The sequence below is a fragment of the Cellulomonas sp. P5_C6 genome (genome assembly GCF_054049635.1).
On record NZ_JBFULZ010000003.1, the window covers coordinates 1 to 25,095 of the forward strand.

Annotated in this window: 28 protein-coding genes and 1 riboswitch; of the genes, 9 read left to right on the top strand and 19 right to left on the bottom strand. The window is 73.2% G+C overall.

The window, feature by feature from the left end:
• The 3 genes from ACXJKG_RS00690 to hemL all read left to right on the top strand — a co-directional run.
• Nucleotides 1–783: uroporphyrinogen-III synthase (locus ACXJKG_RS00690; protein ID WP_456843834.1), on the top strand; the 783-nt coding region annotated here is incomplete at its 5' end.
• A complete protein-coding gene (hemB, locus tag ACXJKG_RS00695) occupies nt 783–1,769 on the top strand; it encodes a porphobilinogen synthase (RefSeq protein WP_456843835.1) in 987 nt (328 codons plus the stop codon). The genes ACXJKG_RS00690 and hemB, both read left to right, overlap by 1 nt.
• A complete protein-coding gene (gene hemL / locus ACXJKG_RS00700) occupies nt 1,769–3,124 on the top strand; it encodes a glutamate-1-semialdehyde 2,1-aminomutase (protein WP_456843836.1) in 1,356 nt (451 codons plus the stop codon). The genes hemB and hemL overlap by 1 nt, the downstream gene beginning before the upstream one ends.
• Nucleotides 3,125–3,134: 10 nt before the next feature.
• Here the strand turns inward: hemL and ACXJKG_RS00705 are convergent, their stop codons facing one another.
• Nucleotides 3,135–3,593 carry an RrF2 family transcriptional regulator gene (locus tag ACXJKG_RS00705; RefSeq protein WP_456843837.1) on the bottom strand — a complete coding sequence of 153 codons (459 nt, stop codon included), beginning with the start codon at nt 3,591–3,593 and terminating at the stop codon, nt 3,135–3,137.
• A gap of 92 nt (nt 3,594–3,685) precedes the next feature.
• Here ACXJKG_RS00705 and ACXJKG_RS00710 point away from each other — a divergent pair, with 92 nt between their 5' ends.
• Genes ACXJKG_RS00710 through ACXJKG_RS00720 form a run of 3 tightly spaced genes read left to right on the top strand, consistent with a single transcriptional unit; the run spans nt 3,686 to nt 6,606 of the window.
• The gene (locus tag ACXJKG_RS00710; RefSeq protein WP_146927746.1) at nt 3,686–3,967 is read left to right on the top strand and encodes a metal-sensitive transcriptional regulator; all 282 of its coding nucleotides are present in this window, start codon (nt 3,686–3,688) and stop codon (nt 3,965–3,967) included.
• 12 nt (nt 3,968–3,979) lie between these two features.
• Nucleotides 3,980–4,216, top strand: coding sequence for a heavy-metal-associated domain-containing protein (locus ACXJKG_RS00715; RefSeq protein WP_456843838.1), 237 nt, complete (start codon nt 3,980–3,982; stop codon nt 4,214–4,216).
• A gap of 32 nt (nt 4,217–4,248) precedes the next feature.
• Nucleotides 4,249–6,606, top strand: coding sequence for a heavy metal translocating P-type ATPase (locus ACXJKG_RS00720; RefSeq protein WP_456843887.1), 2,358 nt, complete (start codon nt 4,249–4,251; stop codon nt 6,604–6,606).
• Nucleotides 6,607–6,636: 30 nt separating this feature from the next.
• Here the strand turns inward: ACXJKG_RS00720 and ACXJKG_RS00725 are convergent, their stop codons facing one another.
• Genes ACXJKG_RS00725 through ACXJKG_RS00740 form a run of 4 tightly spaced genes read right to left on the bottom strand, consistent with a single transcriptional unit; the run spans nt 6,637 to nt 9,296 of the window.
• On the bottom strand, nt 6,637–7,413 hold the full coding sequence (locus ACXJKG_RS00725; protein WP_456843839.1) for an ABC transporter permease: 777 nt from the start codon (nt 7,411–7,413) through the stop codon (nt 6,637–6,639).
• The gene (locus tag ACXJKG_RS00730) at nt 7,410–8,318 is read right to left on the bottom strand and encodes an ABC transporter ATP-binding protein (RefSeq protein WP_456843840.1); all 909 of its coding nucleotides are present in this window, start codon (nt 8,316–8,318) and stop codon (nt 7,410–7,412) included. Before ACXJKG_RS00730 ends, ACXJKG_RS00725 begins: the two co-directional genes overlap by 4 nt.
• Nucleotides 8,315–8,617, bottom strand: coding sequence for a transcriptional regulator (locus ACXJKG_RS00735; RefSeq protein WP_456843841.1), 303 nt, complete (start codon nt 8,615–8,617; stop codon nt 8,315–8,317). Before ACXJKG_RS00735 ends, ACXJKG_RS00730 begins: the two co-directional genes overlap by 4 nt.
• Entirely contained in the window at nt 8,610–9,296 is a 687-nt protein-coding gene (locus ACXJKG_RS00740; RefSeq protein ID WP_456843842.1) for a hypothetical protein, read from the bottom strand. The genes ACXJKG_RS00735 and ACXJKG_RS00740 overlap by 8 nt, the downstream gene beginning before the upstream one ends.
• A 308-nt stretch (nt 9,297–9,604) precedes the next feature.
• On the opposite strand from ACXJKG_RS00740, the gene ACXJKG_RS00745 reads away from it, so the two are divergent.
• Nucleotides 9,605–10,480, top strand: a complete 876-nt coding sequence (locus ACXJKG_RS00745; protein ID WP_456843843.1) for a CPBP family intramembrane glutamic endopeptidase — start codon at nt 9,605–9,607, stop codon at nt 10,478–10,480.
• On the opposite strand, the gene ACXJKG_RS00750 is transcribed toward ACXJKG_RS00745, so the two are convergent.
• Complete coding sequence (locus ACXJKG_RS00750) at nt 10,481–11,071, bottom strand: HdeD family acid-resistance protein (protein WP_456843844.1); 591 nt, start codon at nt 11,069–11,071, stop codon at nt 10,481–10,483.
• 188 nt (nt 11,072–11,259) lie between these two features.
• On the opposite strand from ACXJKG_RS00750, the gene ACXJKG_RS00755 reads away from it, so the two are divergent.
• Nucleotides 11,260–13,770, top strand: a complete 2,511-nt coding sequence (locus ACXJKG_RS00755; RefSeq protein WP_456843845.1) for a flippase-like domain-containing protein — start codon at nt 11,260–11,262, stop codon at nt 13,768–13,770.
• A 55-nt stretch (nt 13,771–13,825) separates the two neighbouring features.
• Here ACXJKG_RS00755 and ACXJKG_RS00760 read toward each other — a convergent pair whose 3' ends face one another.
• From ACXJKG_RS00760 to ACXJKG_RS00770, 3 genes are all read right to left on the bottom strand, one after another.
• A complete protein-coding gene (locus ACXJKG_RS00760; protein ID WP_456843846.1) occupies nt 13,826–14,206 on the bottom strand; it encodes a hypothetical protein in 381 nt (126 codons plus the stop codon).
• Between the two features lie 162 nt (nt 14,207–14,368).
• Nucleotides 14,369–14,524, bottom strand: coding sequence for a hypothetical protein (locus tag ACXJKG_RS00765; RefSeq protein ID WP_456843847.1), 156 nt, complete (start codon nt 14,522–14,524; stop codon nt 14,369–14,371).
• 16 nt (nt 14,525–14,540) lie between these two features.
• Nucleotides 14,541–14,615, bottom strand: a riboswitch (cyclic di-GMP riboswitch).
• 124 nt (nt 14,616–14,739) lie between these two features.
• Nucleotides 14,740–16,602 (bottom strand): cytochrome c biogenesis protein DipZ, encoded by a 1,863-nt coding sequence (locus ACXJKG_RS00770; RefSeq protein ID WP_456843848.1) that lies wholly within the window; start codon nt 16,600–16,602, stop codon nt 14,740–14,742.
• 147 nt (nt 16,603–16,749) lie between these two features.
• Here ACXJKG_RS00770 and ACXJKG_RS00775 point away from each other — a divergent pair, with 147 nt between their 5' ends.
• Nucleotides 16,750–17,427 (top strand): fasciclin domain-containing protein, encoded by a 678-nt coding sequence (locus ACXJKG_RS00775; RefSeq protein WP_456843849.1) that lies wholly within the window; start codon nt 16,750–16,752, stop codon nt 17,425–17,427.
• Between the two features lie 292 nt (nt 17,428–17,719).
• On the opposite strand, the gene ACXJKG_RS00780 is transcribed toward ACXJKG_RS00775, so the two are convergent.
• The 10 genes from ACXJKG_RS00780 to ACXJKG_RS00825 form a co-directional block, all read right to left on the bottom strand.
• Entirely contained in the window at nt 17,720–18,496 is a 777-nt protein-coding gene (locus ACXJKG_RS00780) for an anti-sigma factor (RefSeq protein WP_456843850.1), read from the bottom strand.
• Nucleotides 18,493–19,068 carry an ECF RNA polymerase sigma factor SigK gene (gene sigK / locus ACXJKG_RS00785; protein ID WP_456843851.1) on the bottom strand — a complete coding sequence of 192 codons (576 nt, stop codon included), beginning with the start codon at nt 19,066–19,068 and terminating at the stop codon, nt 18,493–18,495. Before sigK ends, ACXJKG_RS00780 begins: the two co-directional genes overlap by 4 nt.
• 115 nt (nt 19,069–19,183) lie before the next feature.
• The gene (locus ACXJKG_RS00790) at nt 19,184–19,741 is read right to left on the bottom strand and encodes a GyrI-like domain-containing protein (protein ID WP_456843852.1); all 558 of its coding nucleotides are present in this window, start codon (nt 19,739–19,741) and stop codon (nt 19,184–19,186) included.
• Nucleotides 19,742–19,829: 88 nt separating this feature from the next.
• Entirely contained in the window at nt 19,830–20,018 is a 189-nt protein-coding gene (locus tag ACXJKG_RS00795; RefSeq protein ID WP_456843853.1) for a hypothetical protein, read from the bottom strand.
• A 70-nt stretch (nt 20,019–20,088) separates the two neighbouring features.
• Nucleotides 20,089–20,712, bottom strand: coding sequence for an ArsR/SmtB family transcription factor (locus tag ACXJKG_RS00800; RefSeq protein WP_456843854.1), 624 nt, complete (start codon nt 20,710–20,712; stop codon nt 20,089–20,091).
• 134 nt (nt 20,713–20,846) lie between these two features.
• Nucleotides 20,847–21,017: a CsbD family protein gene (locus ACXJKG_RS00805; RefSeq protein ID WP_456843855.1), complete on the bottom strand. Its 171-nt coding sequence runs from the start codon at nt 21,015–21,017 to the stop codon at nt 20,847–20,849.
• Nucleotides 21,018–21,053: 36 nt separating this feature from the next.
• A complete protein-coding gene (locus ACXJKG_RS00810) occupies nt 21,054–21,500 on the bottom strand; it encodes an SRPBCC family protein (RefSeq protein ID WP_456843856.1) in 447 nt (148 codons plus the stop codon).
• Complete coding sequence (locus tag ACXJKG_RS00815) at nt 21,493–22,086, bottom strand: DinB family protein (protein WP_456843857.1); 594 nt, start codon at nt 22,084–22,086, stop codon at nt 21,493–21,495. Before ACXJKG_RS00815 ends, ACXJKG_RS00810 begins: the two co-directional genes overlap by 8 nt.
• Before the next feature lie 67 nt (nt 22,087–22,153).
• A complete protein-coding gene (locus ACXJKG_RS00820; RefSeq protein ID WP_456843858.1) occupies nt 22,154–22,747 on the bottom strand; it encodes a 1-acyl-sn-glycerol-3-phosphate acyltransferase in 594 nt (197 codons plus the stop codon).
• Entirely contained in the window at nt 22,744–25,035 is a 2,292-nt protein-coding gene (locus ACXJKG_RS00825) for a SpoIIE family protein phosphatase (protein WP_456843859.1), read from the bottom strand. The genes ACXJKG_RS00820 and ACXJKG_RS00825 overlap by 4 nt, the downstream gene beginning before the upstream one ends.
• Between the last annotated feature and the right edge of the window lie 60 nt (nt 25,036–25,095).

A 25,095-nucleotide genomic window follows, 5' to 3' on the forward strand; every position in this document is an offset into this window, starting at 1 on the left:
GTCCCCCGACCGGTCGCCGGTCGCAGTCCCGCGGTCGTCGCGCTGGCCGCCGCGGGCGCCGAGGCCGTCGTCGTGCCCCTCATCGAGACCGTCCCGCCCGAGGACCCGACCGAGCTGGACGACGCGCTGCTGGCGCTGGAGTCCGGCTGGTACTCCTGGCTCGTCGTCACCAGCGCGGCGGCGGTCCCCGTGCTGGTCGACCGCGCGCAGGAGAGCGCCGGGAGCCTCACCCAGCTGATCGCCGACGGGCACGTGCGGGTCGCCGCCGTCGGCCCGGGCACCGCCCGCGCCCTGCGCGAGGCCGGGGTCGAGCCGGACCTGGTCCCCCGCGGCTCGTCGACCGCCCGGGCGCTGGTCGACTCGTGGCCCGAGCCGACCGAGCCGGCGCGGGTGCTGTTCCCCCGCGGCGACCTGGCCGCGGCCACGGTCACCGACGGCCTGCGGGCGCGCGGGTGGGAGGTCACCGACGTCGTCGCCTACCGCACGGTGCCCGCCGCGCCGCCGCCCGACGACGTCCGCGAGGCCTGGGCCGACGGCACCATCCGTGCGGCCCTGCTCACGTCGGCCAGCACGGTCCGCGAGCTCGCCGCCCGACTGGGCCCGCCGCCCACCAGCACCCTGATGATCGGCATCGGCCCGTCCACCGCCGCCGAGGCCGCCCGCCTGGGCCTCCCGCTCGCCGGCGTCGCGACCGAGCAGACGATGCTCGGCATGGTCGACGCCCTGACCCGCGCGGTCGTCACCGTCCTGCCGGGCCCGATCCCCAGCCCCGAGGAGCTCTGATGTCGGACGCACGCCGCATCCGCCCCCGCCGCCTGCGCGCCACCCCGGCGCTGCGCCGGCTGACCGCGGAGACCCGCCTGGACGCCGCGCAGCTGGTGCTGCCGGTGTTCGTCAAGGAGGGGCTCACCGAGCCGCGGGAGATCAGCTCGATGCCGGGCGTCCTCCAGCACACGCGCGACTCGCTGCGCAAGGCGGTCGCCGAGGCCGCCGGCGCGGGCCTCGGCGGCGTCATGCTCTTCGCCATCCCCACCGTGCGGGACGCGGTCGGCTCGCAGGCCACCGACCCCGACGGGATCCTCAATCTCGCGATCGCGGACACGATCGCCGAGGTGGGCGACGCGCTCGTGGTGCAGGCGGACCTCTGCCTCGACGAGTTCACCGACCACGGGCACTGCGGCGTGCTCAGCGCGTCGGGGGCCGTCGACAACGACGCCACCCTGGTCCGGTACGCGGAGATGGCGCTCGCGCAGGCCTCCGCGGGCGCCCACGTCGTCGGGCTGAGCGGCATGATGGACGGCCAGGTCGGGTACGTACGGGACGCCCTGGACGCCGCGGGTCGCGAGGACGTCGCCGTGCTGGCCTACGCCGCCAAGTACGCGTCCGCGTTCTACGGCCCGTTCCGCGACGCCGTCGAGTCGCAGCTCGAGGGCGACCGCCGCACCTACCAGATGGACCCGGCGAACCGCCGCGAGGCCGTCCGCGAGGTGGAGATCGACCTGGCCGAGGGCGCCGACATCGTCATGGTCAAGCCGGCCCTGGCGTACCTCGACATCCTGTCCGACGTGGCCGCGATGTCCACGGTCCCGGTCGCGGCCTACCAGGTGTCGGGGGAGTACGCGATGATCGAGGCCGCCGCCGCGCGAGGCTGGATCGAGCGCAGACGGGCGATCCTCGAGTCCGTGCTCAGCATCCGGCGCGCCGGTGCCGATCACGTACTCACGTACTCTGCGACAGAGCTGGCCGGTTGGCTGGCAGAGGAGATCTGATGAGTGTCACCACCTCGGCAGCGACCGTGAGCTCCGCGAACAGCGCCACAGCGTTCGCGCACGCGCAGGCCGTCATCCCCGGCGGCGTCAACTCTCCCGTGCGGGCCTATGGCAACGTCGGCGGCACGCCTCGATTCCTCGCGTCCGCGCGGGGCGCGTACGTCACCGACGTCGACGGCAACGAGTACGTCGACCTGGTCGGTTCCTGGGGCCCGGCGCTCCTGGGCCACGCGCACCCCGAGGTGGTCGAGGCGGTCCGCGAGGCGGCCGGGCGCGGCCTGAGCTTCGGCGCCCCGACCACCACCGAGATCGAGCTGGTCGACGAGATCCGCTCCCGGATCCCCCCGGCGGAGAAGGTGCGCCTGGTCTCCACGGGCACCGAGGCGACCATGACCGCGCTCCGGCTGGCGCGGGCCTACACGGGCCGCGACCTCGTCGTGAAGTTCGCCGGCTGCTACCACGGCCACGTCGACGCGTTGCTGGCCTCGGCCGGGTCCGGCGTCGCGACGCTGGGCCTGCCCGACTCCGCCGGCGTCTCCGCCGCGGTGGCCGCCGAGACGATCGTCGTCCCGTACAACGACCTCGAGGCCATCGAGGCCGCGTTCCACGAGCACGGCGAGCGCATCGCCGCCGTCATCACCGAGGCCGCCCCCGCCAACATGGGCGTCGTGCCGCCGCTGCCGGGCTTCAACGCCTCGCTGCGCCGCCTGACGCTCGAGCACGGCGCGCTGCTCATCCAGGACGAGGTGCTCACGGGCTTCCGCGTCGGCTACTCCGGCTGGTGGGGGCTCGAGGGCCTGCGCGAGGGCTGGGCGGCCGACCTCTACACGTTCGGCAAGGTCATCGGCGGCGGCCTGCCGGTCGCCGCGGTCGGTGGGCGCCGGGACGTCATGGCGCTGCTGGCCCCCGTCGGCCCCGTCTACCAGGCGGGCACTCTGTCCGGGAACCCGGTGGCGACGGCCGCGGGCCTGGCCACGCTGCGCCTCGCGGACCAGTCGGTGTACGCGACCGTCGACGCCGTCTCCGCGCAGCTGCGTGCCGAGCTGGGTGCCGCGCTGTCCGCGGAGGGCCTCCCGCACGCGATCCAGTGGGCCGGCAACCTGTTCAGCACGTTCTTCGGTGCCGACGCCGCCCTGCACGGCGCCCGCGACTACGACGCCGTCAAGGCCACCGAGTCGTGGCGGTACGCGCCCTTCTTCCACTCGCTGCTCGAGTCCGGGGTCTACGCGCCGCCGTCGCCGTTCGAGGCGTGGTTCGTGTCCGCCGCCCACGACGACGCCGCGGTGGACCGGATCGTCTCCGCCCTGCCGGCCGCCGTCCGCGCCGCCGCCCAGGCGACGGCTCCGACGGAGTAGCTCCGCCGACCTACGGGTTGACCCACGCGTCGTGCCGGGCGGCCAGCTCGTGCACGGTCGGCGGCAGCTCGCCCGAGACCAGACCGGCGAGGGTGACCTGGTCGAGCACGTCGCGGACGCTCACCCGTAGCGCCACCCACACCTCGAGCAGCGCCTGCGCCGACCCGCCGTACTCGAGCGCGGTCGGCCGCTCGTCGCGCACGGTCACCAGTGGTCCGTCGACCGCGCGGATGATGTCAGCGAGCGTGATCTCGTCGGCGGGCCGTGCCAGGCGGTACCCGCCCGAGCGTCCGCGGATGCTGGCGACGACCCCGCCGCGGCGCAGGTCCCCGAGGATCCTCTCGAGGAACGCGACCGGCAGCTGCTGCCCGACCGCCAGGTCGTCGGCGCGCACCGGGTCGCCGTGCGGGGACGCCGCCAGCTCGGCGCACGCCCGCACCGCATAGTCCGCCTTCGCCGAGACCCGCATGCAGCGATTGTGCCCCCCGGCCGCCCACGGAATACCCCCTAGGGGTATCGTGTTGCGAGAGAAGCACCCGCTCGCCGACGAAAGAGGCCCCCATGCACGGCTACACCGACGCCAAGGACGACTACCTCAAGCGTCTGCGCCGCGTCGAGGGGCAGGTCCGCGGCATCGCCCGCATGGTCGACGAGGACGTGTACTGCATCGACATCCTCACGCAGGTCGCCGCCGTCACCAAGGCGCTGCAGGCCGTGAGCATCGGGCTGGTCGAGGACCACCTCGCCCACTGCGTCGTCGACGCCGCCCGCCAGTCCCCCGAGGAGGGCGCGGCGAAGGTCAAGGAAGCCGCCGACGCCATCGCCCGCCTCGTCCGTAGCTGAAGGAGAACCCTCATGAGCACCACCACCACGACGTTCGGCGTCGACGGCATGACCTGCGGCCACTGCGTCTCCGCGGTCACCTCCGAGCTCTCCGCGCTGCCCGGCGTGCAGGACGTCGCCGTCCAGCTGACGGTCGGCGGGTCGTCCACGGTGTCCGTCGTCTCGCAGGCCCCGCTGGCCGACGCCGCGATCGCCGAGGCGGTCGTCGAGGCCGGCTACGCCGTCACCCCGCGGAGGTCCCTGCTGTGACCTCGCAGACCGTCGACCTCGCGATCGAGGGCATGACCTGCGCCTCCTGCGTGGCGCGCGTCGAGAAGAAGCTGAACCGCCTGCCCGGCGTCGAGGCGACGGTGAACCTGCCCCTGGAGTCGGCGCACGTCACGATGACCGACGGGGTCGCGCCGGACACCGAGGCGCTGGTCGCGGCCGTGCGCTCCGCCGGGTACGACGCCACGGTCGTCGGCGCGCGCCCTCAGACCCAGCCGCCGGCGCCGCACGAGCACCGCGGCTCCTCCGCCGAGTTCATGCACCACGACATGGACCCGTTCGAGCACGCACTCTCCGGCCACACGATGGCCCCGGGCCACGACATGGACGCCGACGAGGACACGTCCGCCCCCACCGACGCCCGCGGCACGGAGCTGCGCTCACGCCTGCGGGTCGCCGTCGTGCTGTCCGTCCCCGTGCTGCTGCTGTCGATGATCCCCGCTCTCCAGTTCACCGGCTGGCAGTGGGTCGTCGCGGCCCTCGCGCTGCCGGTGGCCACCTGGGCCGCCTGGCCGTTCCACCGGGCCGCCTTCCGCGCGGCCCGCCACGGCGCCTCGACCATGGACACGCTCGTCTCGATCGGGATCATCGCGGCCACCGGCTGGTCGCTGTGGGCGCTCCTGTTCGGCGGGGCCGGCGAGCTGGGCCTGACGATGACGCCGTCGCTGTGGCCGCGGGCCGAGTCCGGCATGGACGTCCCCGAGCTGTACTTCGAGGTCGCCGCCGTCGTCACCACGTTCCTGCTGGCCGGCCGGTACGCCGAGCACCGCTCCCGCCGCCGCGCCGGCGACGCCCTGCGCGCGCTGCTCGACCTGGGCGCCAAGGACGTGGCGCTGCTGGTCGGCGGCGTGGAGCAGCGCGTGCCGGTCGACCGCCTGGTCGTCGGCGACGAGTTCGCCGTCCGCCCCGGCGAGAAGGTCGCCACCGACGGAGTGGTCGTGCGCGGCACCTCCGCCCTGGACACCTCGCTGCTCACCGGCGAGCCGGTCCCGGTCGACGTCGGCCCCGGCGACGAGGTCACCGGCGCGACCCTCAACACGTCCGGCGCGCTGGTCGTGCGGGCCACCCGCGTCGGGTCGGAGACGCGCCTGGCGCAGATCGGCCGGCTCGTCGCCACCGCCCAGACCGGCAAGGCCCCCGTGCAGCGCCTGGCCGACCGGATCTCCGCGATCTTCGTGCCGATCGTGCTGGTGCTCGCCGTGGGTACGCTCGCCGGCTGGCTGCTCACCGGGGCGAGCGTCCAGGCCGCGTTCACCGCCGCCGTCGCCGTCCTGATCATCGCGTGCCCCTGCGCCCTCGGGCTGGCGACGCCGACGGCGCTGCTGGTCGGCACCGGCCGCGGGGCTCAGCTGGGCATCCTCATCAAGGGCCCGGAGGTCCTCGAACAGACCCGCACGGTCGACACGGTCGTGCTCGACAAGACGGGCACCGTGACCGAGGGCCGGATGGCGCTGGTCGACGTGATCGGCGTCGACGAGGTCCTGCGCTACGCCGCCGCCGTCGAGCAGCTGGCCGAGCACCCGATCGGTCGGGCCATCGCCGCGGCCGGTGCCGGTGCGGGGGGGCCGACCGGCGCCGACGGCGTGGTCATCGGCGCCGACCAGGTGCACGACTTCCGCGCCGAGGCCGGTCACGGCGTCTCCGGCGTCGTCCGCACCGCCCACTCCGGCGTCGGCCTGGGGCGGCGCGTGCTCGTCGGCCGCCCGGCGTGGCTGCGGGCCCAGGGCATCGACCCGACCTCGTTCGAGGGCCCGTTCGCTGCCGCCGAGGCCGACGGCGCGACCGCTGTCCTGGTCGCGTGGGACGGCTCGTCCCGCGGCGTCCTCGTCCTGCGCGACCCGGTCAAGGCCACCTCCGCGCAGGCGGTCGCCGAGCTGCGCGCCCTGGGCCTGCGCCCGGTGCTCCTCACCGGCGACAACGAGGGCGCCGCCCGCGCGGCCGCGCGGTCGGTGGGCATCCCCGAGGCCGACGTCGTCGCCCACGTCCTGCCCGCCGACAAGGTCGCCGTCGTCGCACGGCTCCAGCAGGACGGCGCGCGCGTCGCGATGGTCGGCGACGGGGTCAACGACGCGGCCGCCCTGGCCACCGCCGACCTCGGCCTCGCCATGGGCACCGGCACCGACGTCGCCATCGAGGCGGCCGACATCACACTGGTACGCGGCGACCTCCGCTCCGCCGGCGACGCCATCCGCCTGTCCCGTCGGACCCTGCGGGTGATCAAGCAGAACCTGTTCTGGGCGTTCGCCTACAACGTCGCCGCGATCCCGCTGGCCGCCCTCGGCCTGCTCAACCCGATGATCGCGGGCGCGGCCATGGCGTTCTCCTCGGTCCTCGTCGTCGGCAACTCGCTGCGCCTGCGCCGCTTCGCCTGACGGTTCGCCTGGCGTCGAGCCCGCCCGGGGTCAGTGGAACCGGCGGCCCTCGTCGCGCCGGTACGCCGTCACCGCCATGGCCGCGAACAGCACCGTCCACGCGAGGATCACCAGCACCGCGTAGCCGTACGCGGGGTAGCCGGTCACGGCCTGCACGGCCAGGTCGCGGGCCGCCCGCGACGGCAGGAGCTTCGAGATCGCGTCGAGCCACGCGGGGAACGCCTCGGGCGGCAGGAAGAGGCCGCCGGCGAACGCGAGCGGGAACAGCGTCGCCTGCACCACGGCGATCGCCGCCTTCGAGCTCAACCGGTACCCGATCGCCAGCCCGAGCAGCAGGAACGGGACGGCCACGGCGGGCACCATGACGATCGCGGCGAGCGCCTGCGACGGTGTCACGGTCGCGGCCGTCGCGACTGCCCCGAGCAGCACGAGCGGGACGAGCGCGAGGTAGGACCAGAGGACGCCGTTGAGCACGCGGCCCACCAGCCGAGGCCCGGCGCCGGCCGGCAGCGTGCGAAGGAACGGGTCGAACGGCAGCGCGCGGTCCTCGGAGACGCCGACGCCGAAGGAGAACAGGCACGTCGACATCACGGCGAACACCCCGAGCTGCGCGATCGCGGCCGTGGCGATCCCGGGGTCGTCGGCCACCGCCCGCTGCGGGATGACGAAGAACAGCAGCGCCAGCGACGGGAACAGCAGGTTGCCGATGACCGCGATGGGGATCCGGATGGTCTCCAGGAACTGGAACCGGGCGTGCACCACGGCCAGCGCCCAGAAGGGCCGCGGGGTCAGCGTGGCGGTGCTCATCGGACGACCTCCTGCTCGCGGGACTCGTGCGTCAGGGCGAGGAACGCCTCCTCGAGCGAGGCGCCACGCATCTCGAGGCCGTGGAACGGCACGTCCTCGACGACGAGCGCGCGCACCAGCCGGTCGGCGTCGCTCGCCAGGACCGTCCACCGCCCGTCCGGACCCTGCTCCGCGCTCTGCGCGCCGGGCAGCCGCGCGAGGTCGACGTCCGACGACGGCGGGAGCGAGAGGATCACGCGGCGCAGGGCCACCAGGCCGAGCACCGACCCCAGGCTGTCGTCGGCAAGCACGCGACCCCCGCCGATGACCACGACGCGGTCGGCCAGCGCCTCGATCTCCTCGAGGTAGTGGCTGGTCAGCAGCACGGTCGCGCCGTCGGCGTGGTAGTCGCGCAGCGCCTGCCACAGGATGTGCCGCGCCTCGACGTCCAGCCCGGTGGTCGGCTCGTCCAGCAGCACCAGCCGTGGTCTTCCGACGAGCGCGAGGGCCACCGCCAGCCGCCGCTTCTGCCCGCCCGACAAGCCGCCGGTCTGCCGCCCGACCAGGTCCTCGAGCCCGAACCGCGCGAGCACCTCGCCCCGCGTCATGGGCGCCGGATAGTGCTTCGCGACGAGGTCGACCACCTCTCCGACCGTCAGCGTCGGCGGCAGGCCCGTCTCCTGGGGTGTGGTCCCGAGCCCGATCCGCGACGACGCCCTGCGCGGGTCGCCGCCGAACAGCCGGACCTCGCCGGAGTCCTGCTTCCGCAGCCCGCTGACCAGGCTGAGCAGCGTGGTCTTGCCGGCGCCGTTGGGCCCGAGCAGCCCGACCAGCTCACCCTCGCCGACCGTCAGCGACACGTCGTCCAGCGCTCTGACCGGCCCGAACGTCCGGGTCACCCCGACCAGCTCCACGACGGCGGTCACGACGCACCGTCCAGCAGCGCGCGCAGCGACCGTGTGTACCTCTCGAACGCCGACCGCCCGGTGAGCGTGAGTGCCACGTAGGTGGCCGGTGTCCGTCCCTCGTGCGTCTTGGTGATCGTCACGTAGTCCGCCTCCTCGAGCCGACGTAGGTGGGTCGACAGGTTCCCTGCCGTCATGTCCAGCAGCTTCTGCAGCCGCGGGAACGCGATGCGGTCGTGGGCGCCCAGCGCCGCCAGGGTCGCCACCACGCGGAGGCGGGCCTGCGCGTGGATGACCGGGTCGAGCTCGACCTCAGGCACGGGCCTTCTCCACCGCCGCGAGGACGAGCATCCCGCCGCCGCCGGCCGCCGCCATCACCAGGTACGAGCCGGGCAGCCCGGCGATCGCCGCCGCGGCCCCGACCAGCGCGATCCACCCGCCGAGCACGTACATGCCCGTCGACCGCCAGAGGATTCCCCCCGCGAGGTACAGCAGGCCGACCACCAGCGCCGCGATCGCGTTGGCCGCCAGCGCGATGACCTCGCCCGACGCCCCGGCCTGCGCCAGCCCGCCGACGATCATGCTCTGTGCGAGGAACCCGATCGCCCAGGCCCACCCGAGCATCGCCCCCTGCCGCGCGCTCGCTCCGGCGATGCCCCGCGTCCGCCGCGTGATGTGCACGATCGTCACGACGAGCGCGAGCACCCCGCCGCCGATCGCGATCGCCCCGGCCAGGACCGACGGGGTGTCGTCGTCGCGCGCGGTGAGCCACATCGCCCCGTACCCGACCAGCCAGACCGCGCCCCACACGCCGAACAGCAGCGCGCTCGACGGCCGCACGTCGCCGGCCCGGGTCCGCTGCGCCGCGATGATCGCGAGCGCATCCGCGAGCGCAGGCGCGTCGTCGACCCCCGCCGCCCCGCCCCCGGACTCCGCCGCGGCGCCGGTCCCGGGCACTCCCGCGGGCTTCTCGGCATCTCGCGGCTCATCGATCGACATCGGACAACCCCCTACTTTGCATCACAAACTAGTTTGCCGACTCCTTCTCCGCAAGACCCACCCGGCCGCCGCACCTCCGTCGCCGAGCGCGGCCCCCGTTGCCGAGCGCGGCCCCCCGTTGCCGAGCGCGGGCCGTCGTCGCCGAGCGCGCCCGCCACGGGTACGCCGTCGGCGACGGGAAGGCGCGCTCGGCAACGGACGAGCGCGCTCGCGGCAGGCCGGGCGCGCTCGCGCGGTCCGACCGTCCGGTCGGGGCGGCCCCAGCCGGCGTCCAGGTGGCGTCCAGCGTTCCGGCCTACGCTGCGCCCATGACAGCGCCGACGCCGACGCCCGACGACGCGAGCCCGGACGGTCCCGCGCGGGGCGGGCTCGTCGCCGAGGCCCCCCGCGACACCGAGCGGACCACCGCCCCACCGCCGGGCGACCGGGCCTACCGCCGCCGGATCACGACCGAGATCTGGATCGTCCTCGGCCTGTCGCTGGGCCGGTCCGGGCTGTATGCGGTGGTCAACATCATCGACCGGCTCACGGCCGGGCCGCCGCTGGGCGACCAGACGACGACGCTCAACCCGAGCCGCTCGCCCCGGCCGTGGCTGGACCTCACCTACCAGCTGCTGCAGGTCGGGTTCGCGCTGGTGCCCGTCGCGCTGGCGCTGTACCTGCTGTCGGCGAACGGGAAGTCGGCGGTCCGGCGCATCGGGCTGACGTTCACGCGGCCGTGGCGTGACCTGGGTGTCGGCGTGGGGCTCGCCGCGCTGATCGGCATCCCCGGGCTCGGGCTGTACGCGATCGCCCGCGCGATGGGCCTGGCGGTCCAGGTGCAGGCGTCGGCGCTCAACGCGGCGTGGTGGACCATCCCCGTGCTGATCCTCGCGGCGCTGCAGAACGCGCTGCTGGAGGAGGTCATCGTCGTCGGATACCTGATGGAGCGGCTGCGCGAGCTGCGCTGGAGCGCACCGGCGATCGTCGTCGCCAGTGCGCTCCTGCGCGGCTCGTACCACCTGTACCAGGGCTGGGGCGCGTTCGCGGGGAACGCGATCATGGGCCTGGTGTTCGCCGAGTACTACCGCCGTCGGCGACGGGTCATGCCGCTGGTGGTCGCGCACACGATCATGGACATGGTCGTGTTCATCGGCTACGCCCTGGTCCCCGCCGCCTGGATCGCGGCGCTGGGCCTCAACTAGCTAGACGGTCGAGGAGCTGGTCCCGAGGTCCTTGGCCAGCTGCTTGGTGGCGAACCCGCTCACCACCAGCACGACGCCGGCGACGAAGGCGAAGAGCCCCAGCACCACGACGACGACCTTGACGATGGTCTGCGGGTGCGTGAAGAGCAGCAGGCTGAACAGGAACGACAGCAGCCCGAACGTGAGCACCCAGTACCAGCCGATGTCCCGCGCCCGGTACAGCACGACCGACGCGATGATGGCGAGCACGCCGATCAGGAGGATCCAGGCCGCGATCAGGTAGTAGAGGATCTGCGCGGTCTCCGGGGTCCAGACCACGACGACGATGCCGAGCACGAGCCCGACGATGCCGGACAGCAGGAACCAGCCGGCGCCGGGTTCGCTGCGGTTGCCGAACCACTGGGCGATGGTGATCAGGCCGTCCAGGATCACGAAGATCCCGAAGATCCACACGAGCGCGGTCACCGACCACAGCGGCTGCACGAGCATCAGCAGGCCGAGGATCAGCAGCACCACGCCACGCAGGACCGGCAGCCACCAGACACGGCGGAGCGCGGTGGAGACGTCGGCGGCGGTCAGGTCGTCGGACATCGGGGCCTCCACGGGTAGGTCGGGTCGAGGGAACGCCCCCTCGCGCGCTCACGGTAGTGGACGATCCCGACACAGCGCTCGAACGCGCGCATGTGCGTCGGACCAGGTCAGAGAACCGTGACGAGCGCAACGAGACGGGCGGCTCGCCCTGCCGGGTCCGGACAGCCACGCTGCCTAGACTCGCCCCTATGTCCGCGACGCCCGCCAGTCGCGCGGCGGCCGTCGCCGCTGCGCCCGCGGACGACGACGCGCCCGTCGAGCCCCGGCCGACGGAGGCGTCCGTCGCGATCGACGACGTCCCGACCGTCCGGGTGCACCACCCGAGCGACCTGCTGGGCACCATCCTGTCGGCGCTCGGCATCGCGCTCGTGCTGGTGCTCGCGACCTACGCGCACAACACGACGACGGGCGTCGCCGAGGACGTCCAGGGGTTCGCCAACCTCCTGCAGCAGATCCTGTTCGTGCCCGTCCGGGTGCTCGAGGGGTTCGTCATCCTCGCGGTCCCCCTCGCCGTCGTCACCGAGCTCGCGTTCCGGAGGCTCGGCCGCCAGATCATCGACGGCCTGCTCGCGGCGTTCGCGGCGCTGGTCCTCAACGAGGCGGCGCTGTGGGCCATCGAGACGTTCGGCTCCGACGAGCTGGTGATCGGCATGTCGATCCGCTCCGGCGGCGAGTGGGTGGTCACCCTGCCCGCGTACGTCGCGCTGCTGGTCGGGCTGCTCACCGTCGTCGGGCCCCGCGGGCGCCGGCGCACCGTCAAGTGGTCGTGGAACCTGCTGTGGATCGCGATCGGCGTGCTGCTCATCACCGCCGGCGTCTCGCTGCCGGGCCTCGTGGTGTCGTTCCTGGTCGGGCGCGTGACCGGCCTGGGCGTGCGGTACCTGTCCGGCGTGCAGTCCGAGCGGGCGTACGGCTCGAGCCTGGTCGCCGGTGTCCGCCGAGCGGGCTTCGAGCCGGCCCGCCTCAGCCGGGTCGCCGACGAGACCACCGGCACGTCCCAGCTGGACGGCGACTCCGCGGCCCGGGCGCTGACCCGCTCCACCGACCACCGCGTGTACGAGCTCACGACCGACTCCGGTGACGAGCTCGACCTGGTCGTCATCGACGGCGACCGGCAGGTGGTCGGCATGCTCTCGCGTCTGTGGCGGTCGCTGCGGATGCGCGGGATCGAGGGCCGGTCCGTGGTGTCGCTGCGTCAGGCCGCCGAGCGCTCCGCCCTGCTGGCCTACGCGGCCCGCGCGGCCGGCGTCCGCACGCCGAAGCTGCTCAGCATCGCCGAGGCCGACGACTCCATGCTCCTGGTGCAGGAACGCCCCGGCCACGCCGTGCCGCTGGGGGACCTCGACCCGGAGGCGCTCACCGACGAGGTGCTCCGGGAGATCTGGGCGCAGCTGCAGCTCGCGCACGACGCCGGCATCGCCCACCGCTCCCTGACCAGCGACGTCCTGCTCGTCGAGACCGCTGTCGGCAGCCCCTTCGTCTGGCTGACCAGCTGGGAGCAGGGCGACGTCGCCTCGTCCGAGCTGGCCCGCCGCATGGACGTCACGCAGCTCGTCGCGCTGCTCGCCTTGCGGGTCGGCGCCACCCGTGCGCTCGACTCCGCGGTCGCCGTGCTGCCCGGCACGCACATCGCGGAGATCGGCCCGCTCCTGCAGACCATCACGCTCCCGCGCCTGACCCGCGACGAGATGCGCGCGAACAAGAAGGTGCTCGCGGAGCTGCGGTCGGCCCTCGTCGACCGGCTGCCCGAGGCCGACGTCGAGCCGCAGCAGCTGGTCCGGTTCGGCGCCCGCATGGTGCTGACCATCGTCGTGCCGATCATCGCCATCGTCTTCGTCATCACGAGCATCAACGTCGAGGAGATCACCTCGGCGCTCGCGGCCGGCGACTGGCGCTGGACCGTCGTCGCCTTCGTGCTCGGGCTGATCACGCTCGTCGGCGCAGCCCTGTCGTTCGTCGCGTTCTCCCCGGTCAAGCTGCCGCTCTGGCGGGCCACACTGGTGCAGACCGCCGCCACGTTCGTCGGTCTCGCCGCCCCGGCCGGCATCGGCCCGGCCGCCCTGAACCTGCGGATGCTCCAGCGGCGCGGGGTGTCGACGACCCTGTCGGCCGCGACGGTCGCCCTGGTCCAGGTCAGCCAGTTCGTCGTGACCCTGGGCCTGCTTCTGGTGCTGACCATCGCGTCGGGGAACTCGGAGTCCGCGCTGCCGATCTCGCCGGCCGTCCTGCTGGTCATCGGCATCGTCGCCGCGCTGGTCGCCTCCGGGCTGCTGGTGCCCAAGGTCCGCCAGTGGGTGCTCGCCAAGACGATGCCGACCCTGCGTCAGACGTGGCCGCGGCTCATCGAGGTGCTCGGCCAGCCGTGGCGCCTGGCGCTGGCGTTCGGTGGCAACCTGCTCATGACGCTCGGCTTCATCTTCGCGTTCGACGCCAGCCTTGCCGCGTTCGGGCAGTCCGCCAGCCTGATCCAGGTGGCGCTGGTCTACCTGGCCGGCAACACGGCCGGCGCGCTGGTGCCGACGCCCGGCGGCATGGGCACGATCGAGCTGGCCCTGGCCGGCACGCTCACCAGCATCACCGGCATCAACCCCGGTATCGCCACGTCGATCGCGGTGCTCTTCCGTGTGGCCACGTACTGGTTGCGGATCCCGCTCGGCTGGGCGGCGATGCGCTACCTGCAGAAGACCGGCGAGCTGTAGAGACACCTCCGGGCCGGCACCTGTGCGGTACCGGCCCGGAGGGTGTCGCCGTCGGTCAGGCGAGCGCCTTGGCCTTGAGGGCCGCGTACTCGTCTGCGTCGATCGCGCCAGAGTCCAGGAGCTGCTTCGCGTCGGAGATGTGCTCGGCGGGGGACTTCGCCGCTGCCACGTCGCGGATGTAGGCGTCCGTCTCCGACTTCGCCTGCTGGACCGCCGCCACCTGCCGCTCGGCCATGCCCCTGCCGCGAGCGATCACGTAGATCAGTGCCACCAGGAACGGCACGGCGATCAACCCGATGATCCACAGGGCCTTCCACCACCCGCTGAGCGCGTGGTCGCGGAAGAGGTCCCCGATGATCTGGAAGAGGATGACGAGGTAGGCGAAGAACAGGAACCACCAGATCAGCAGCCAGAACCACTGCGCAAAGCTGTTCATGCGACCTTCTCTCGACTGCGGCCGACCCCAGTGGCAGGCCCGCTTGTGGTGAGGTTAACGGACAATCCGTGCATCGCGAACACAGGTCTCGCCGCTGACCTGCAGAATCACAGAACCCCCCGGACCGTGGAGGTCAGAGGGGTTCTGTGAAGTACGACGTTCTCAGGCGGCAGCGTTCTCACGCTGCGCCGGCACCGACTCGATCATGCTGCGGCGAGCAGCAAGTCCCGCCCACGCCTGCAGGCGCGGAGCCGGGAAAGCCGGGGTGAGGTTGATGGCGGTCTCGGACGGGTCTACTGAGTACCCACGCTGGTCCATGACACTGTCCTGTCTGTTCGGTAGCCCGGCTGACCCTGTAGGTCCCGTGGCTTTGCGTCCCCTCCTTGCAGAGGGTTTGCCGTTTTCGCTGACAAGTCAGACATTAGAGCAACATGAGAGGTCGTGGAAGCGTGTCAACGGCACCAAAATCGGACATTCGTCCATTTCACCCACATGGCCGTATCTGACGGCGCACGCCCCGCTCATCTTCGTGCTCACCCGAACGTGAACGAGAAGACCTGGAGCCCCTCCGAGGCGGTCAGCTCGACCGAGCCCTTCTGCAGCGACTGGCTGCTGACCAGCCGATACGCCTTCGGGGAGCCGTCGACGGTGACATCGACCTGGTCCACGACCGTCCCGTCGCCGTCGCGCACCGTCGCCGTGACCGTCCCCGTGCCACCGATGACTGCCTGGACCACCGTGGCGTGATATCGCAGGCGCAGGGTCGCGTCCGGCCCCGCCGTGGCCCCCTGGTAGTCGGTGGTCCACGTCCCGCCGAACGCGACGGTGTCGGGCGCCTGCCTCGCCGGGACCGCGTACGTCGCCATGCCCTCCCGGTAGTCGCCCGCCACGTTGGTGTGCTTGCTCACCGAGAGGAACGTCTCCGGCGTGACGTCACCGGAGGGCGTGGTGTCGTCCACCTGCGTCCGCGCCGGGAGCCGCACGCTGGGATCCGCCGCCGTCAGCAGGTCGCGGATCAGCGTCTCGGTCTGCGCGTACCCGCCCTCCCCCTGCGAGACCTGCCGGATCCGGCCGTCGGCGTCGATCAGGTAGTGCGCCGGCCAGAACCGGTTCCGGTACGCGGTCCACGTGGCGTAGGAGTTGTCCTGCGCCACCGGGTACGTGATGCCGAGCCGCTGCGCACCGTCCTGGACGTTGCGGGTCTCGCGCTCGAACGCGTACTCGGGCGTGTGCACGCCGATCACCACGAGGCCGTCGTCCTTGTAGGCCTGGTCCCAGGCGGTCACGTGCGGGACCGAGCGCTGGCAGTTGATGCAGGAGTACGCCCAGAAGTCGAGCAGCACCACCTTGCCCTTGAGGTCGGCGAGGTCGACCGGGGCGCCGTCCGGGGTGTTGAACCATGTGTCGATGCCGCGGATCGCCGGCGCCGGCCCGCAGTCCTCCAGCGTCGCCGAGTTGTTGGTGCAGGCGGCCAGCTGCCGGTTCTCGTCGGTCACCAGCCCGCCGAGGCTGAGCTGCTCCTGGACCGTCTCGTTCGCGGCGACCTGGGACTGCAGCGCGTCCGTGTACCCGGGCAGCGCGCGCTGGATCGCGTCCGTCAGGTTGAACGCCAGCGCCAGGGCCAGCGCGATCATGAGCGCGCCGCCCGCCGCACGGATGCCGCGCTGGTGGGTGCGGAACGCGGCGATGCGCTCGGCGACCCGGCGACCCGCGAGCGCGAGGACCAGCAACGGGATCGCGGCACCCAGCGCGAACGCCACGGTCAGGACGATCGTGCTGACGCCGACGGCCCCCGTCGCGCCCGCCACCGTGATCGCAGCGAGCACGGGGCCCGCGCACGGCACGTAGACGGCACCCAGCCCCAGGCCCAGCACGAAGCCGCCGCGTCCGGCGCCGGGGGCGCGCGTGGGGGTCAGCCGCTGGAACGGCCGCTCGAGGATCTCCTCGAACCTCGGCACCAGCAGCCCGAGGCCCAGCAGCGCCAGCACCACGATGCCCGCCCAGCGCAGCAGGTCCTGCGGCAGGCCGAGCAGGTTGAGCAGCACCGTGCCGACGAGCGTGACCATCGTGAAGCTGGTGACCAGCCCGAGGATCACGAGGTACGGCCGACGTGCCGACGCGCGGTCGCGGGTGGGTGCCGGAGCCTCCAGGGTCGCGACGCCGCCGGGCACCCACGCGGTCGGTCCCGAGAGGAACGCCGGCTGGGCCATCGCCCCCACCGCGCGTGCCGCCCCCTTGGTGACCGGACTCGAGGCGACCTTGACGGACTTCGGGGTGCGGGCCGCCTCGACGCCGCCCGCGAAGAACACGACGGGCAGCACCGGCAGGATGCACGGCGAGATGCCGGTGATGAGGCCACCGACGAGGCCGATGAGCGCGAGCGTGAGCAGGTCCATGCCGGAGGTTCGACGCGGTGACCTCGGCGGATGGGTGGCCGGAACTCCCCGGCGATCCGACCCATCCGCTCCCCCGGCCGTCCCGAACCCCACCCGAGAGACGACCGGGCGGGCACCCGCCCGGACCACGTTCAAGGGAGAGTCACCATGCGCACCACGCACCGCACCCGCATCGCCGCCGTCCTGCTGGCCGGCGTCACCGGCCTCGCCCTGACGGCCTGCAGCAGCTCGGGCTCGAACGACGACACGGCCGGCTCGGACTCCTCGGCCGCCATGGAGACGCCGATGGACACGCCCATGGCCACCGACGACGCCATGACCGCCGACCCGGCAGCCGACCTCGTCGGCCCCGGCTGTGCCGACTACGCCGCGGCGGTCCCGGACGGCCCCGGCTCGGTCACCGGCATGTCGACCGACCCGGTCGCCGTCGCCGCGTCGAACAACCCCCTGCTGACCACCCTCGTCTCGGCCGTCTCCGGCGAGCTCAACCCGGACGTCAACCTGGTCGACACGCTCGACGGCGGCGAGTTCACGGTGTTCGCGCCCGTCGACGACGCCTTCGCCAAGGTCGACCCGGCCACCATCGAGTCCCTGAAGACGGACAGCGCCACCCTCACCAAGGTCCTCACGTACCACGTGGTGCCCGGCCAGCTGTCGCCCGACATGGTCGTCGGCACCCAGACCACCGTCGAGGGCGGCACGGTCGAGGTGACCGGCTCCGGCGACGACCTGATGGTGAACGGCGCCAAGGTCATCTGCGGTGGCGTCCACACGGCGAACGCCACCGTCTACCTCATCGACTCGGTGCTGATGCCGACGATGTGACGGTCCGGCGGACCGGTCGCTCCGGCGGCCGGCCCGTCTGCGCGCTCCCGGTCGCCCCTGACGGCCGGTGGAGGTGCGGAGCCCCCTCGCAGGGTACGGCGAGGGGGCTCCGTCGCGTCCGGCGACGATGCCCCGGCACGCCCGATCCCACGCGCCCGCCCCCCGCCCGCGCCCGTGAGAACGTCACTTCGCCGTGAGAACGGCAGTTCATAGTGACGTTCTCGCTCCGACGTGACGTTCTCGGGGGGATCACGAGGTACCGCGCGCGGGTCGGTGTCGCGGCGGCGAGGGGTCAGGTGGCGGAGAGGACGACCAGCGGGGTCGTCGTCGGCTGGTCGGAGCCGCCGGCCGGTTCGACCGTGACCGCCAGGGCGTCGCCGGACGAGAAGTCGTCGGCGAGCTGGCGGGCGGTCCCGGCGTCGTCGGCGAGCACGCCGGCCGAGGCCGCCTGGTCGCCGCTGACCACCCAGAGCTGGTAGACGTGGTCGGCGCCCGGGTCGGGCAGGCCGGCCGCGCTGAACAGCGCCGCCTCGTCGGTGAGGATCGCGGTCGCGACGCCACCGCCCGTCATGTCGCCGTGGACGACGACGGCAGACGGGTCGGTGAGCAGGTCCGCGAGCGCCTGCTGCTGCTGCTCGAGCTGGTCCGCCCGGTGGGCCTGCTGGATCGCGAGCGCGGTGGGCACGGCGGCGCCGATCACGACGGCCGCGGCGACGGCGAGCCATCGCACGGGAGCACGGCGCCGGCGGTCCGCGAGGTCCGGGACCTCCGGACGCGTCTCGTCGGCGGCAGCGGGGACCCCGTCCGTCGTCGCGACGTGCCGCGGGCCGCTGAGGGGGCCGAGCTGGGGCGTGCCGACGACCGCGGCGAGGACCGATGCGCGCAGCGCGGCCGGGGGGTCGCCGGCGACGGCCTCGCCGAGGGTGGCCGCGACCTCCACCAGCTGGGCGAGCTCGGCGGCCGCCGACGGGTCGCTGGCGACGAGCTGCTCGACGAGCTCGCGCTCGTCCGGGTCGACCGCGTCCAGGGCGTAGGCGCCGAGCAGGGAGCGGACCTCGTCGTCGGTCATGCGGCCACCCCCAGGCAGTCGCGCAGGCGGATCAGACCGTCCCGGATCCGCGTCTTCACGGTGGGCAGCGGCGCCGCGAGCTCGTCGGCGACCTCACGGTAGGTCCGGCCGCCGTAGTACGCGAGCACCACCGCCTGCTTCTGGGTGGGCGTCAGCGAGCCGAGGCAGTCACGCACCCGGACCTGCTCGAGGGCGGACTCGACCTCGTCGACCACGACGTCGTGCTCCCGCTCGGTGCTCTGGTCGAGGACCCGCTGGTCGCGGTCGCGCTGGGCCTGCACGGAGCGCACACGGTCGACGGCCCGCCGGTGGGCGAGCGTCAGGGCCCAGGTGCGGGCCGAGCCGCGCGCGGAGTCGTACCGCGCGGCGGTGCGCCAGACCTCGACCCAGACCTCCTGCGCGACCTCCGCGGCGTGGTCGGGGTCCCGCAGGACGCCGAGGCAGGTGCCGAAGACCCCGCGGCCGAGGGCGTCGTACAACGCGGCGAACGCGACGTCGTCGCCCTGCGCCACGTCCGAGAGCAGGGCCTCGGCCGAGCGGGGCGCGTCAGCCTCGTCCGGTCCGCGGTCCACGCGGGCCAGTGTGCCCCAGCACGCAGCGGCCCGCCGCTCGGCAGGTGCGAGCTGCCGCGATGGAGCGAAGAGCTGAGGCTGGGACATCGGATCCGTCGTCCGTCGTGCGAGTGGGTCACCGAGGGTTCGGTGCGGACGTGTCCCCGGATGGCTCTCGGGCCGGACCGGTGTCGGCGAGCCTGAACAGCAGCTGCGTCTCCCAGCCGGTCATGTCGGGCTCGACCCGCGGGTCCGACAGCTGCAGCTCGAGCCGGCAGCCCCAGGCGTCGCCCTCCGGGGTGCTCCATCGGTCGAGCTCGAGCCCTTCGGCCTCGGCCCAGGCGAGCACCGAGGCGGTGACCTGGACCAGCTCCTCGGGCGGCCCGACGTGGCTGGTGAGCACGTACCGGCCGGCCGGGAGGACGCCCGGCACGACGTCGCCGTCGGCCCAGTGGACGGACTCCGCCAGCGGCACCCCGGCCTCGACGACCATGCCGCGGTCCATGTCGATGACGTCGTACCGGAAGAACGGCGGCCCCGCGGGCGTCAGGCTGTGGTCCGCAAGCCAGGCGAACAGGTCGGCGAACCGACCCGCCACCTGCGAGAACGTGCCCGGGGTGACGGTCCGGCTGATGCCCACGTACGGCACCGCCGGTCGGTCCACCAGCACGGGGACCACGGCCGAGCGCTCCATCCGACCCGCCTCCTGCGCCTGAGGCTACGTCCGCCGGATGTGCGGCGCACGGCGTTCAGTGCCGGGAGGTGGGGTCAGGAGGGAGGGGTCAGGAGTGCAGCGCGAGCGCGGCCGCTCGGTGGGCCTCGCGACGACGCTCGTCGGTCTCGTGCTCCAGGCGCTGCCAGTGCTCGACGACGACCACGGGGCGGTCGGTCCGGCGGGGCGTCCTGGTGCGGAGCGCCAGCCGGGGGACAGGGATGCGCACGATGCGCACGTCGTACGTCAGCGCGACCATGTCACGCCTCCTCGGATGCGATGGGCTGCGGTGCGGGTGCGATCGCTCGGGGCGACCGGATCAGGTGCGTCTACCTGGTTGACGAAGCCGGTGGCGTGGGTTCGACACGCAGGTCCGGGTGGCTCGTGGCGAACCACCGCATGAGGCGGGCTCCGGCGGGCCGCGCCGCGACGGCGCGGGAGCGGTCCACGTACGGCTTGAGCAGGGCTCCGATGGCGTCGAGCAGCTGCTCCGACTCCTCCGGCGTGGCCCAGAACGTGTCCTTGGTCATCGAGGCCGGCAAGGGGGTCCCCGCCAGCTCGTCGGCACGGTCGGCCCGCTCGCGCAGGAAGCTGACGAAGCTCTCCGCCTCCTGCTGGACGGTCACCTCCGCCAGCTCGACGACGGCGCGGACCGAGCCGGGGACGGACTCGTCGGGCACGAACTGGGCGCGGACGGCGCTCGGCCGCCACGGGCGCTCGCGCCCCCGCTGCGGCGCAGGCTCGATGAACCCGTACCGGGCGAGGAGCCGCAGGTGGAACGAGCAGTTGGCCACCGACTCGCCGGTGTGCCTGGCGCACTGGGTGGCCGTAGCCTCGCCGACGTCGTCCAGGTACTCGAGGAGCGCGAGCCGCAGCGGGTGGGCCAGCGCGCGGATGCGCTCGGGGTCGCTCCGGCTGGTCCGGGTGTCTGCGCTGCTCTCGTCCTGCGTCATGGCTCGACCCTACGGCGCGCAATGGTCGTTGCGCAAGAGTCATTGCGAAAGAGATGTTGAGGAACATGCCCCGTGGACGACGAAGGCCCCCACCGTCATGGTGGGGGCCTTCGTCGGATCGGGCGGGAGCTAGATCACTTGAACGCGTCCTTCACGTTCTCGCCGGCCTGCTTGATGTTCGCGCTGGCCTGATCCGCCTTGCCTTCTGCTTCGAGACGCTCGTCGTCGGAAACCTTGCCGGCCGCTTCCTTGACCTTGCCCTTGGTTTCTTCCGCAGCGTTGCTGATCTTGTCGTCGAGACCCATCAGAATCACTCCTCTCGGGTTGGCAACACCTCGACGTTAGGACGCGTCCGCCGGCTTCGCATCCGGAGCGACCGCGTCGCGCAGCGCGCCCAGCACCTGCTCCCAGAGCCCGGTCGCGTGCTCCACCTCGTCCTGCGAGCCGTTGCCGTCCTGCTCGAGCGCGACCGTGGTCGAGCCGTCGGCCTCGTCCAGCGTGAACGTCAGGTGGTGGTAGTTCTCGGGCACGTCGGGCTGCCCGCCGAGCGGCGAGTAGTGGGTGTACCGCAGCAGCCGTGGGGGGTCGATCTCGACGATCTCGCCGTGGTCCTGGAACGGCTTGCCGTCCCACTCGCCGTCGAACGTGATGGGGTCGCCGACGACATACGTGCTGGTCACACGCGCGCCGACCATCCAGGTGGCGGTCGGGTCCACGAGCACGGACCAGACCTCCCCGGCGGGAGCGGGGATCTCGACCGTGGCGCGGGCCACGAGGTTCTCAGACATGCGTACCTCCTCGGACGCGGTACAGGTCGGTGAGCGTGAAGATCTCCGACCCGTGGTGGATGAGCTCCCGGTTGACGTGCGCCACCAGGTGGGCGAACGGCGCCTGCCGGTCGATCTCGGTGGCCTGACTGAGGCCGACCGTGAAGATGTCGTCGTCGGACATGGTCGCGATCCGGGCCCGCCAGAGGTCGGCCGTGCGCGTCAGCTCCGCGACCGCCGGCCCGACCTCGCCGGAGTACACGAGCGTGGGCCGACGCGCCGCGTGGGCGCCGAACGTCCAGTCGTACCGTTCCGTGAGCACCTCGGTCAGGTGCGCCACGAGCCACGCGACCGTCCGCGGCCCTGGGTGCTCGACGCCCGGCGCGGGCCACTCGACCACCCAGTCCCCGACCCCGAACGTCCGCGCCGCGGTCGACTCGCCACGGCGTCGCACGCTCAGTGCCCCCGGCGCCGGCTCCCACTGGAACTCGTCCTGGGTCACGGTCTCGAGCCGCTGCCCGAGCTCCCACCAGGAGAACTCGAGCTGCCCGCGCACGACCGCGCGAGGCGTGGGATCGCTGAGGATCGACCAGTCGAAGTCGTCCATCGGGTGCGCCTCCTGGGCGGTCGGGCCAACCCGCACGACCGTACCGACGACCTCCGACACCCGCCCGTCAGGCGGCCGGGCGCTCGGCCTCCGGCGTCTCCTCGCGCAGCCGCGGCTCGGTGCGGCGGTAGGGCGCGAACCCGGCCTTGTCGGCGTAGAACGCTCGGACGACGTCCATGTCGGCCGCGACGTCGCCGGTCAGGTGCAGGGTCGGCCCGAGGCCCGTGGTCATCGTCGTCCGGTCGACGTAGCCCAGTGTCACGGGCAGGCCGGTCGCGCGCGCGATCCGGTAGAAGCCCGACTTCCAGCCGGAGCCGCTGCGGGTGCCCTCCGGGGTCACGACGAGGTAGAAGCGGTCGCCGCCCTGGATGCGGGCGACCAGCTCGTCGACCAGGCCGGCCGGGTCGCGGCGGTCGACGGGGATGCCGCCGAGGCCGCGCATGAGCGGGCCGGCGGGGCCCTTGAACAGCTGGTGCTTGCCGAGCCAGCGGACCTTCAGGTCGGCCTCGCCCGAGATGGCGAGCATGAGGATGAAGTCCCAGTTCGACGTGTGCGGGGCGCCGATCAGCAGGCCTGCCCCGTCCGTGGGCACCCGTTCCGTGCGCAGATCCCAGCGGCTGAGCCGCCAGTAGGCGCGGGCGAGGGTGCGTCGGAGGCTCACCTCTGGACCGTACTTGACCCATCCCGGGAACGGCGCAGCAGCAGCACCGTGACGTCGTCGATCGAGGCCGGGTCGCGGCACTCGCGCAGCACCTGGTCGAGGTCGATCTCCCGGTCCGGGTCGTCCGTGCGGTCCACCAGCCGGCGCAACCGGCGCAGGCCGTCCCGCAGCGAGGTCTGGCGGGAATCGACGACGCCGTCGCTGTAGAGCATCAGCCCCGCGCCCGGCTCGAGCCACAGCGTGCTCGTCGGCACCTCGCCGGAGCCGACGCCCAGCGGACGGTCGATCGCGACCTCCAGGAGCACCGCCGACCCGTCGACCTGCAGGTGCAGAGGACGCGGGTGGCCGGCGACCGACAGGGTCACCTCGCCCGTGCCCACGTCGACCAGCGCCACCACGACCGTCGCCATCTCGTACGGCATGGTCCAGCGCACCACGTGGTCGAGGGCCGCCAGCGTCACGGCCGTCGAGTCGCCGCGCAGCAGGTACGCCCGCAGCGCGTTGCGGATCTGGCCCATCGCGGCGGCCGCGGACAGCCCGTGACCGGCCACGTCGCCGACCACCACCGCCAGCCGGCCGTCGGGGAGCACGAGCGCGTCGTACCAGTCGCCGCCCACCCGTCCACCGGCAGCCGGCTCGTAGCGCGCCTCGACCGACCACCCGTCCGGTGCCGGGAGCGACGCGGGCAGCAGGCTGCGCTGCACCATCTCGGCCGCCCGCACCTGCAGCCGGCTGCGCTCCAGCAGCACCTCGAGCAGGTGCCCCCGCAGCTCCTCCGCCGAGCGCACCTCCCGGTCCGACCACGGCTCGCACTGGCCGCGCACGGTCTCCCGCCACAGGTCGAACGACTTGCGGGGGCTCAGGCGCACGTCGTCGCCCTCGCGCTGCGCGATCGCCTTGTTGTGGGGATCGCCGCCCCAGTCGACGTTGTGCACCGCCTCGTGCCGCAGCCAGACCAGCGCCTGACCGTCCGGCAGCCGCAGCGCCAGGAGCCCGGCCACGTCGGGCAGCGCCGCCGCGAGCTCCGGCTCCTCGGACGCCAGCGCGCCCCGGACCACCACCTCGGCCTGCTGCTCGGCCACCCACGCCAGCAGCGCCGTCGGGTCGGCACGCACGCGCCCGACCGAGTCGACGACCCCGTCGGCCGAGACGACCGCGCCCTGCGCGGGCACCAGATCGAGCAGCGACCCGCCCGTGACCAGCGTCGTCGCGAGGGAGCGGTCCTCGTCGCGGGCGGCGAGCAGGATGCGCGCCTGGGTGCGTCCGGCGCGGATCCGGTCCTCGAGCTCGTCCTCCTCGACGCGCGCGACCAGCCGCAGCGAGAGCGTCGACCCGAGGAACTCCGCCGCGGCGCGCACGCCGTAGGGGGGCTCGTGGGGGCCGGAGTAGTGGTGGCACGCGATGAGCCCCCACAGCCGACCGTTGCGCAGCAGCGAGATCGACATCGAGGCGGCGACGCGCATGTTGCGCAGGTACTCGAGGTGGATGGGGGACACGCTGCGCAGGATCGAGTGCGTGAGGTCCAGCGGCTCGCCCGAGCGCTCGTCGAGACCCGGCACGATCCGTGCGGGCGCGTAGCCGACGTCCGAGATGAGCCGGATCCAGTTCTTCTCGTACAGGGCCCTGGCCTGCGGCGGGATGTCGGTCGCGGGATAGTGCAGGCCGAGGAACGGGTTGAGGTCGGGCCGCATGGCCTCCGCGACGACCTCGCCGTTGTACTCGGGGTCGAAGCGGTAGATCATCACGCGGTCGAAGCCGGTGAGCGCCCGCACCTCGCGCGCGGTGATGTCGTACAGCTGAGCGAGCTCGTGGGTGTGGTTGAGCTGCTCGACCGCGCCGCGCACCGCCTGGTACGTGTTCGGGAACGAGAACGGCCGGGGGCCCGACGCCAGCTCCAGCTCCACGATCAGCAGGGTGTCGTCGTCGACCGCGATGCGGTGCAGCACCGCGTCGAGCTCGAGGTCGCCCTGCGGCGTGGCGCCCGTGACCAGGATCGGGTTGCGCGCCCGCAGGTTGCCCCAGGTGCGGACGTGCAGCTCGATGACGTCGGCCCCCTGCGGCCCCAGCACGTCCGCCAGGGTTCCGCCGAGCACGTCCTCGACCGGGCGACCCAGCACGGCCCCGACGTTCTCCGACGCGTGCCGCACGACGAGGTCCGGCTCCGTCACGGCGAGCAGCACGCCCCGGGGCTGGATGCTGCCCGGGACGTGGATGGGCTCGCGCGCGCAGTTGTCGAGGTCGACCGGCTCGTCGTTCGCCAGGAAGGTCGGCCCGTCCGCCTCCGCCATGCCACCTCCGCCTCGTCGCGAGATCGCCGTGGCGACCACACTCGCACGATCGAGGGCTCC

Bases quoted from the DNA above. Each gene is read 5' to 3' on its own strand.
- hemB (WP_456843835.1), top strand. From the start codon at position 783: ATGTCGGACGCACGCCGCATCCGCCCCCGCCGCCTGCGCGCCACCCCG.
- hemL (WP_456843836.1), top strand. From the start codon at position 1,769: ATGAGTGTCACCACCTCGGCAGCGACCGTGAGCTCCGCGAACAGCGCC.
- ACXJKG_RS00705 (WP_456843837.1), bottom strand. From the start codon at position 3,593: ATGCGGGTCTCGGCGAAGGCGGACTATGCGGTGCGGGCGTGCGCCGAG.
- ACXJKG_RS00710 (WP_146927746.1), top strand. From the start codon at position 3,686: ATGCACGGCTACACCGACGCCAAGGACGACTACCTCAAGCGTCTGCGC.
- ACXJKG_RS00715 (WP_456843838.1), top strand. From the start codon at position 3,980: ATGAGCACCACCACCACGACGTTCGGCGTCGACGGCATGACCTGCGGC.
- ACXJKG_RS00720 (WP_456843887.1), top strand. From the start codon at position 4,249: ATGACCTGCGCCTCCTGCGTGGCGCGCGTCGAGAAGAAGCTGAACCGC.
- ACXJKG_RS00725 (WP_456843839.1), bottom strand. From the start codon at position 7,413: ATGAGCACCGCCACGCTGACCCCGCGGCCCTTCTGGGCGCTGGCCGTG.
- ACXJKG_RS00740 (WP_456843842.1), bottom strand. From the start codon at position 9,296: ATGTCGATCGATGAGCCGCGAGATGCCGAGAAGCCCGCGGGAGTGCCC.
- ACXJKG_RS00745 (WP_456843843.1), top strand. From the start codon at position 9,605: ATGACAGCGCCGACGCCGACGCCCGACGACGCGAGCCCGGACGGTCCC.
- ACXJKG_RS00750 (WP_456843844.1), bottom strand. From the start codon at position 11,071: ATGTCCGACGACCTGACCGCCGCCGACGTCTCCACCGCGCTCCGCCGT.
- ACXJKG_RS00755 (WP_456843845.1), top strand. From the start codon at position 11,260: ATGTCCGCGACGCCCGCCAGTCGCGCGGCGGCCGTCGCCGCTGCGCCC.
- ACXJKG_RS00760 (WP_456843846.1), bottom strand. From the start codon at position 14,206: ATGAACAGCTTTGCGCAGTGGTTCTGGCTGCTGATCTGGTGGTTCCTG.
- ACXJKG_RS00765 (WP_456843847.1), bottom strand. From the start codon at position 14,524: ATGGACCAGCGTGGGTACTCAGTAGACCCGTCCGAGACCGCCATCAAC.
- ACXJKG_RS00770 (WP_456843848.1), bottom strand. From the start codon at position 16,602: ATGGACCTGCTCACGCTCGCGCTCATCGGCCTCGTCGGTGGCCTCATC.
- ACXJKG_RS00775 (WP_456843849.1), top strand. From the start codon at position 16,750: ATGCGCACCACGCACCGCACCCGCATCGCCGCCGTCCTGCTGGCCGGC.
- ACXJKG_RS00780 (WP_456843850.1), bottom strand. From the start codon at position 18,496: ATGACCGACGACGAGGTCCGCTCCCTGCTCGGCGCCTACGCCCTGGAC.
- ACXJKG_RS00790 (WP_456843852.1), bottom strand. From the start codon at position 19,741: ATGGAGCGCTCGGCCGTGGTCCCCGTGCTGGTGGACCGACCGGCGGTG.
- ACXJKG_RS00795 (WP_456843853.1), bottom strand. From the start codon at position 20,018: ATGGTCGCGCTGACGTACGACGTGCGCATCGTGCGCATCCCTGTCCCC.
- ACXJKG_RS00800 (WP_456843854.1), bottom strand. From the start codon at position 20,712: ATGACGCAGGACGAGAGCAGCGCAGACACCCGGACCAGCCGGAGCGAC.
- ACXJKG_RS00805 (WP_456843855.1), bottom strand. From the start codon at position 21,017: ATGGGTCTCGACGACAAGATCAGCAACGCTGCGGAAGAAACCAAGGGC.
- ACXJKG_RS00810 (WP_456843856.1), bottom strand. From the start codon at position 21,500: ATGTCTGAGAACCTCGTGGCCCGCGCCACGGTCGAGATCCCCGCTCCC.
- ACXJKG_RS00815 (WP_456843857.1), bottom strand. From the start codon at position 22,086: ATGGACGACTTCGACTGGTCGATCCTCAGCGATCCCACGCCTCGCGCG.
- ACXJKG_RS00825 (WP_456843859.1), bottom strand. From the start codon at position 25,035: ATGGCGGAGGCGGACGGGCCGACCTTCCTGGCGAACGACGAGCCGGTC.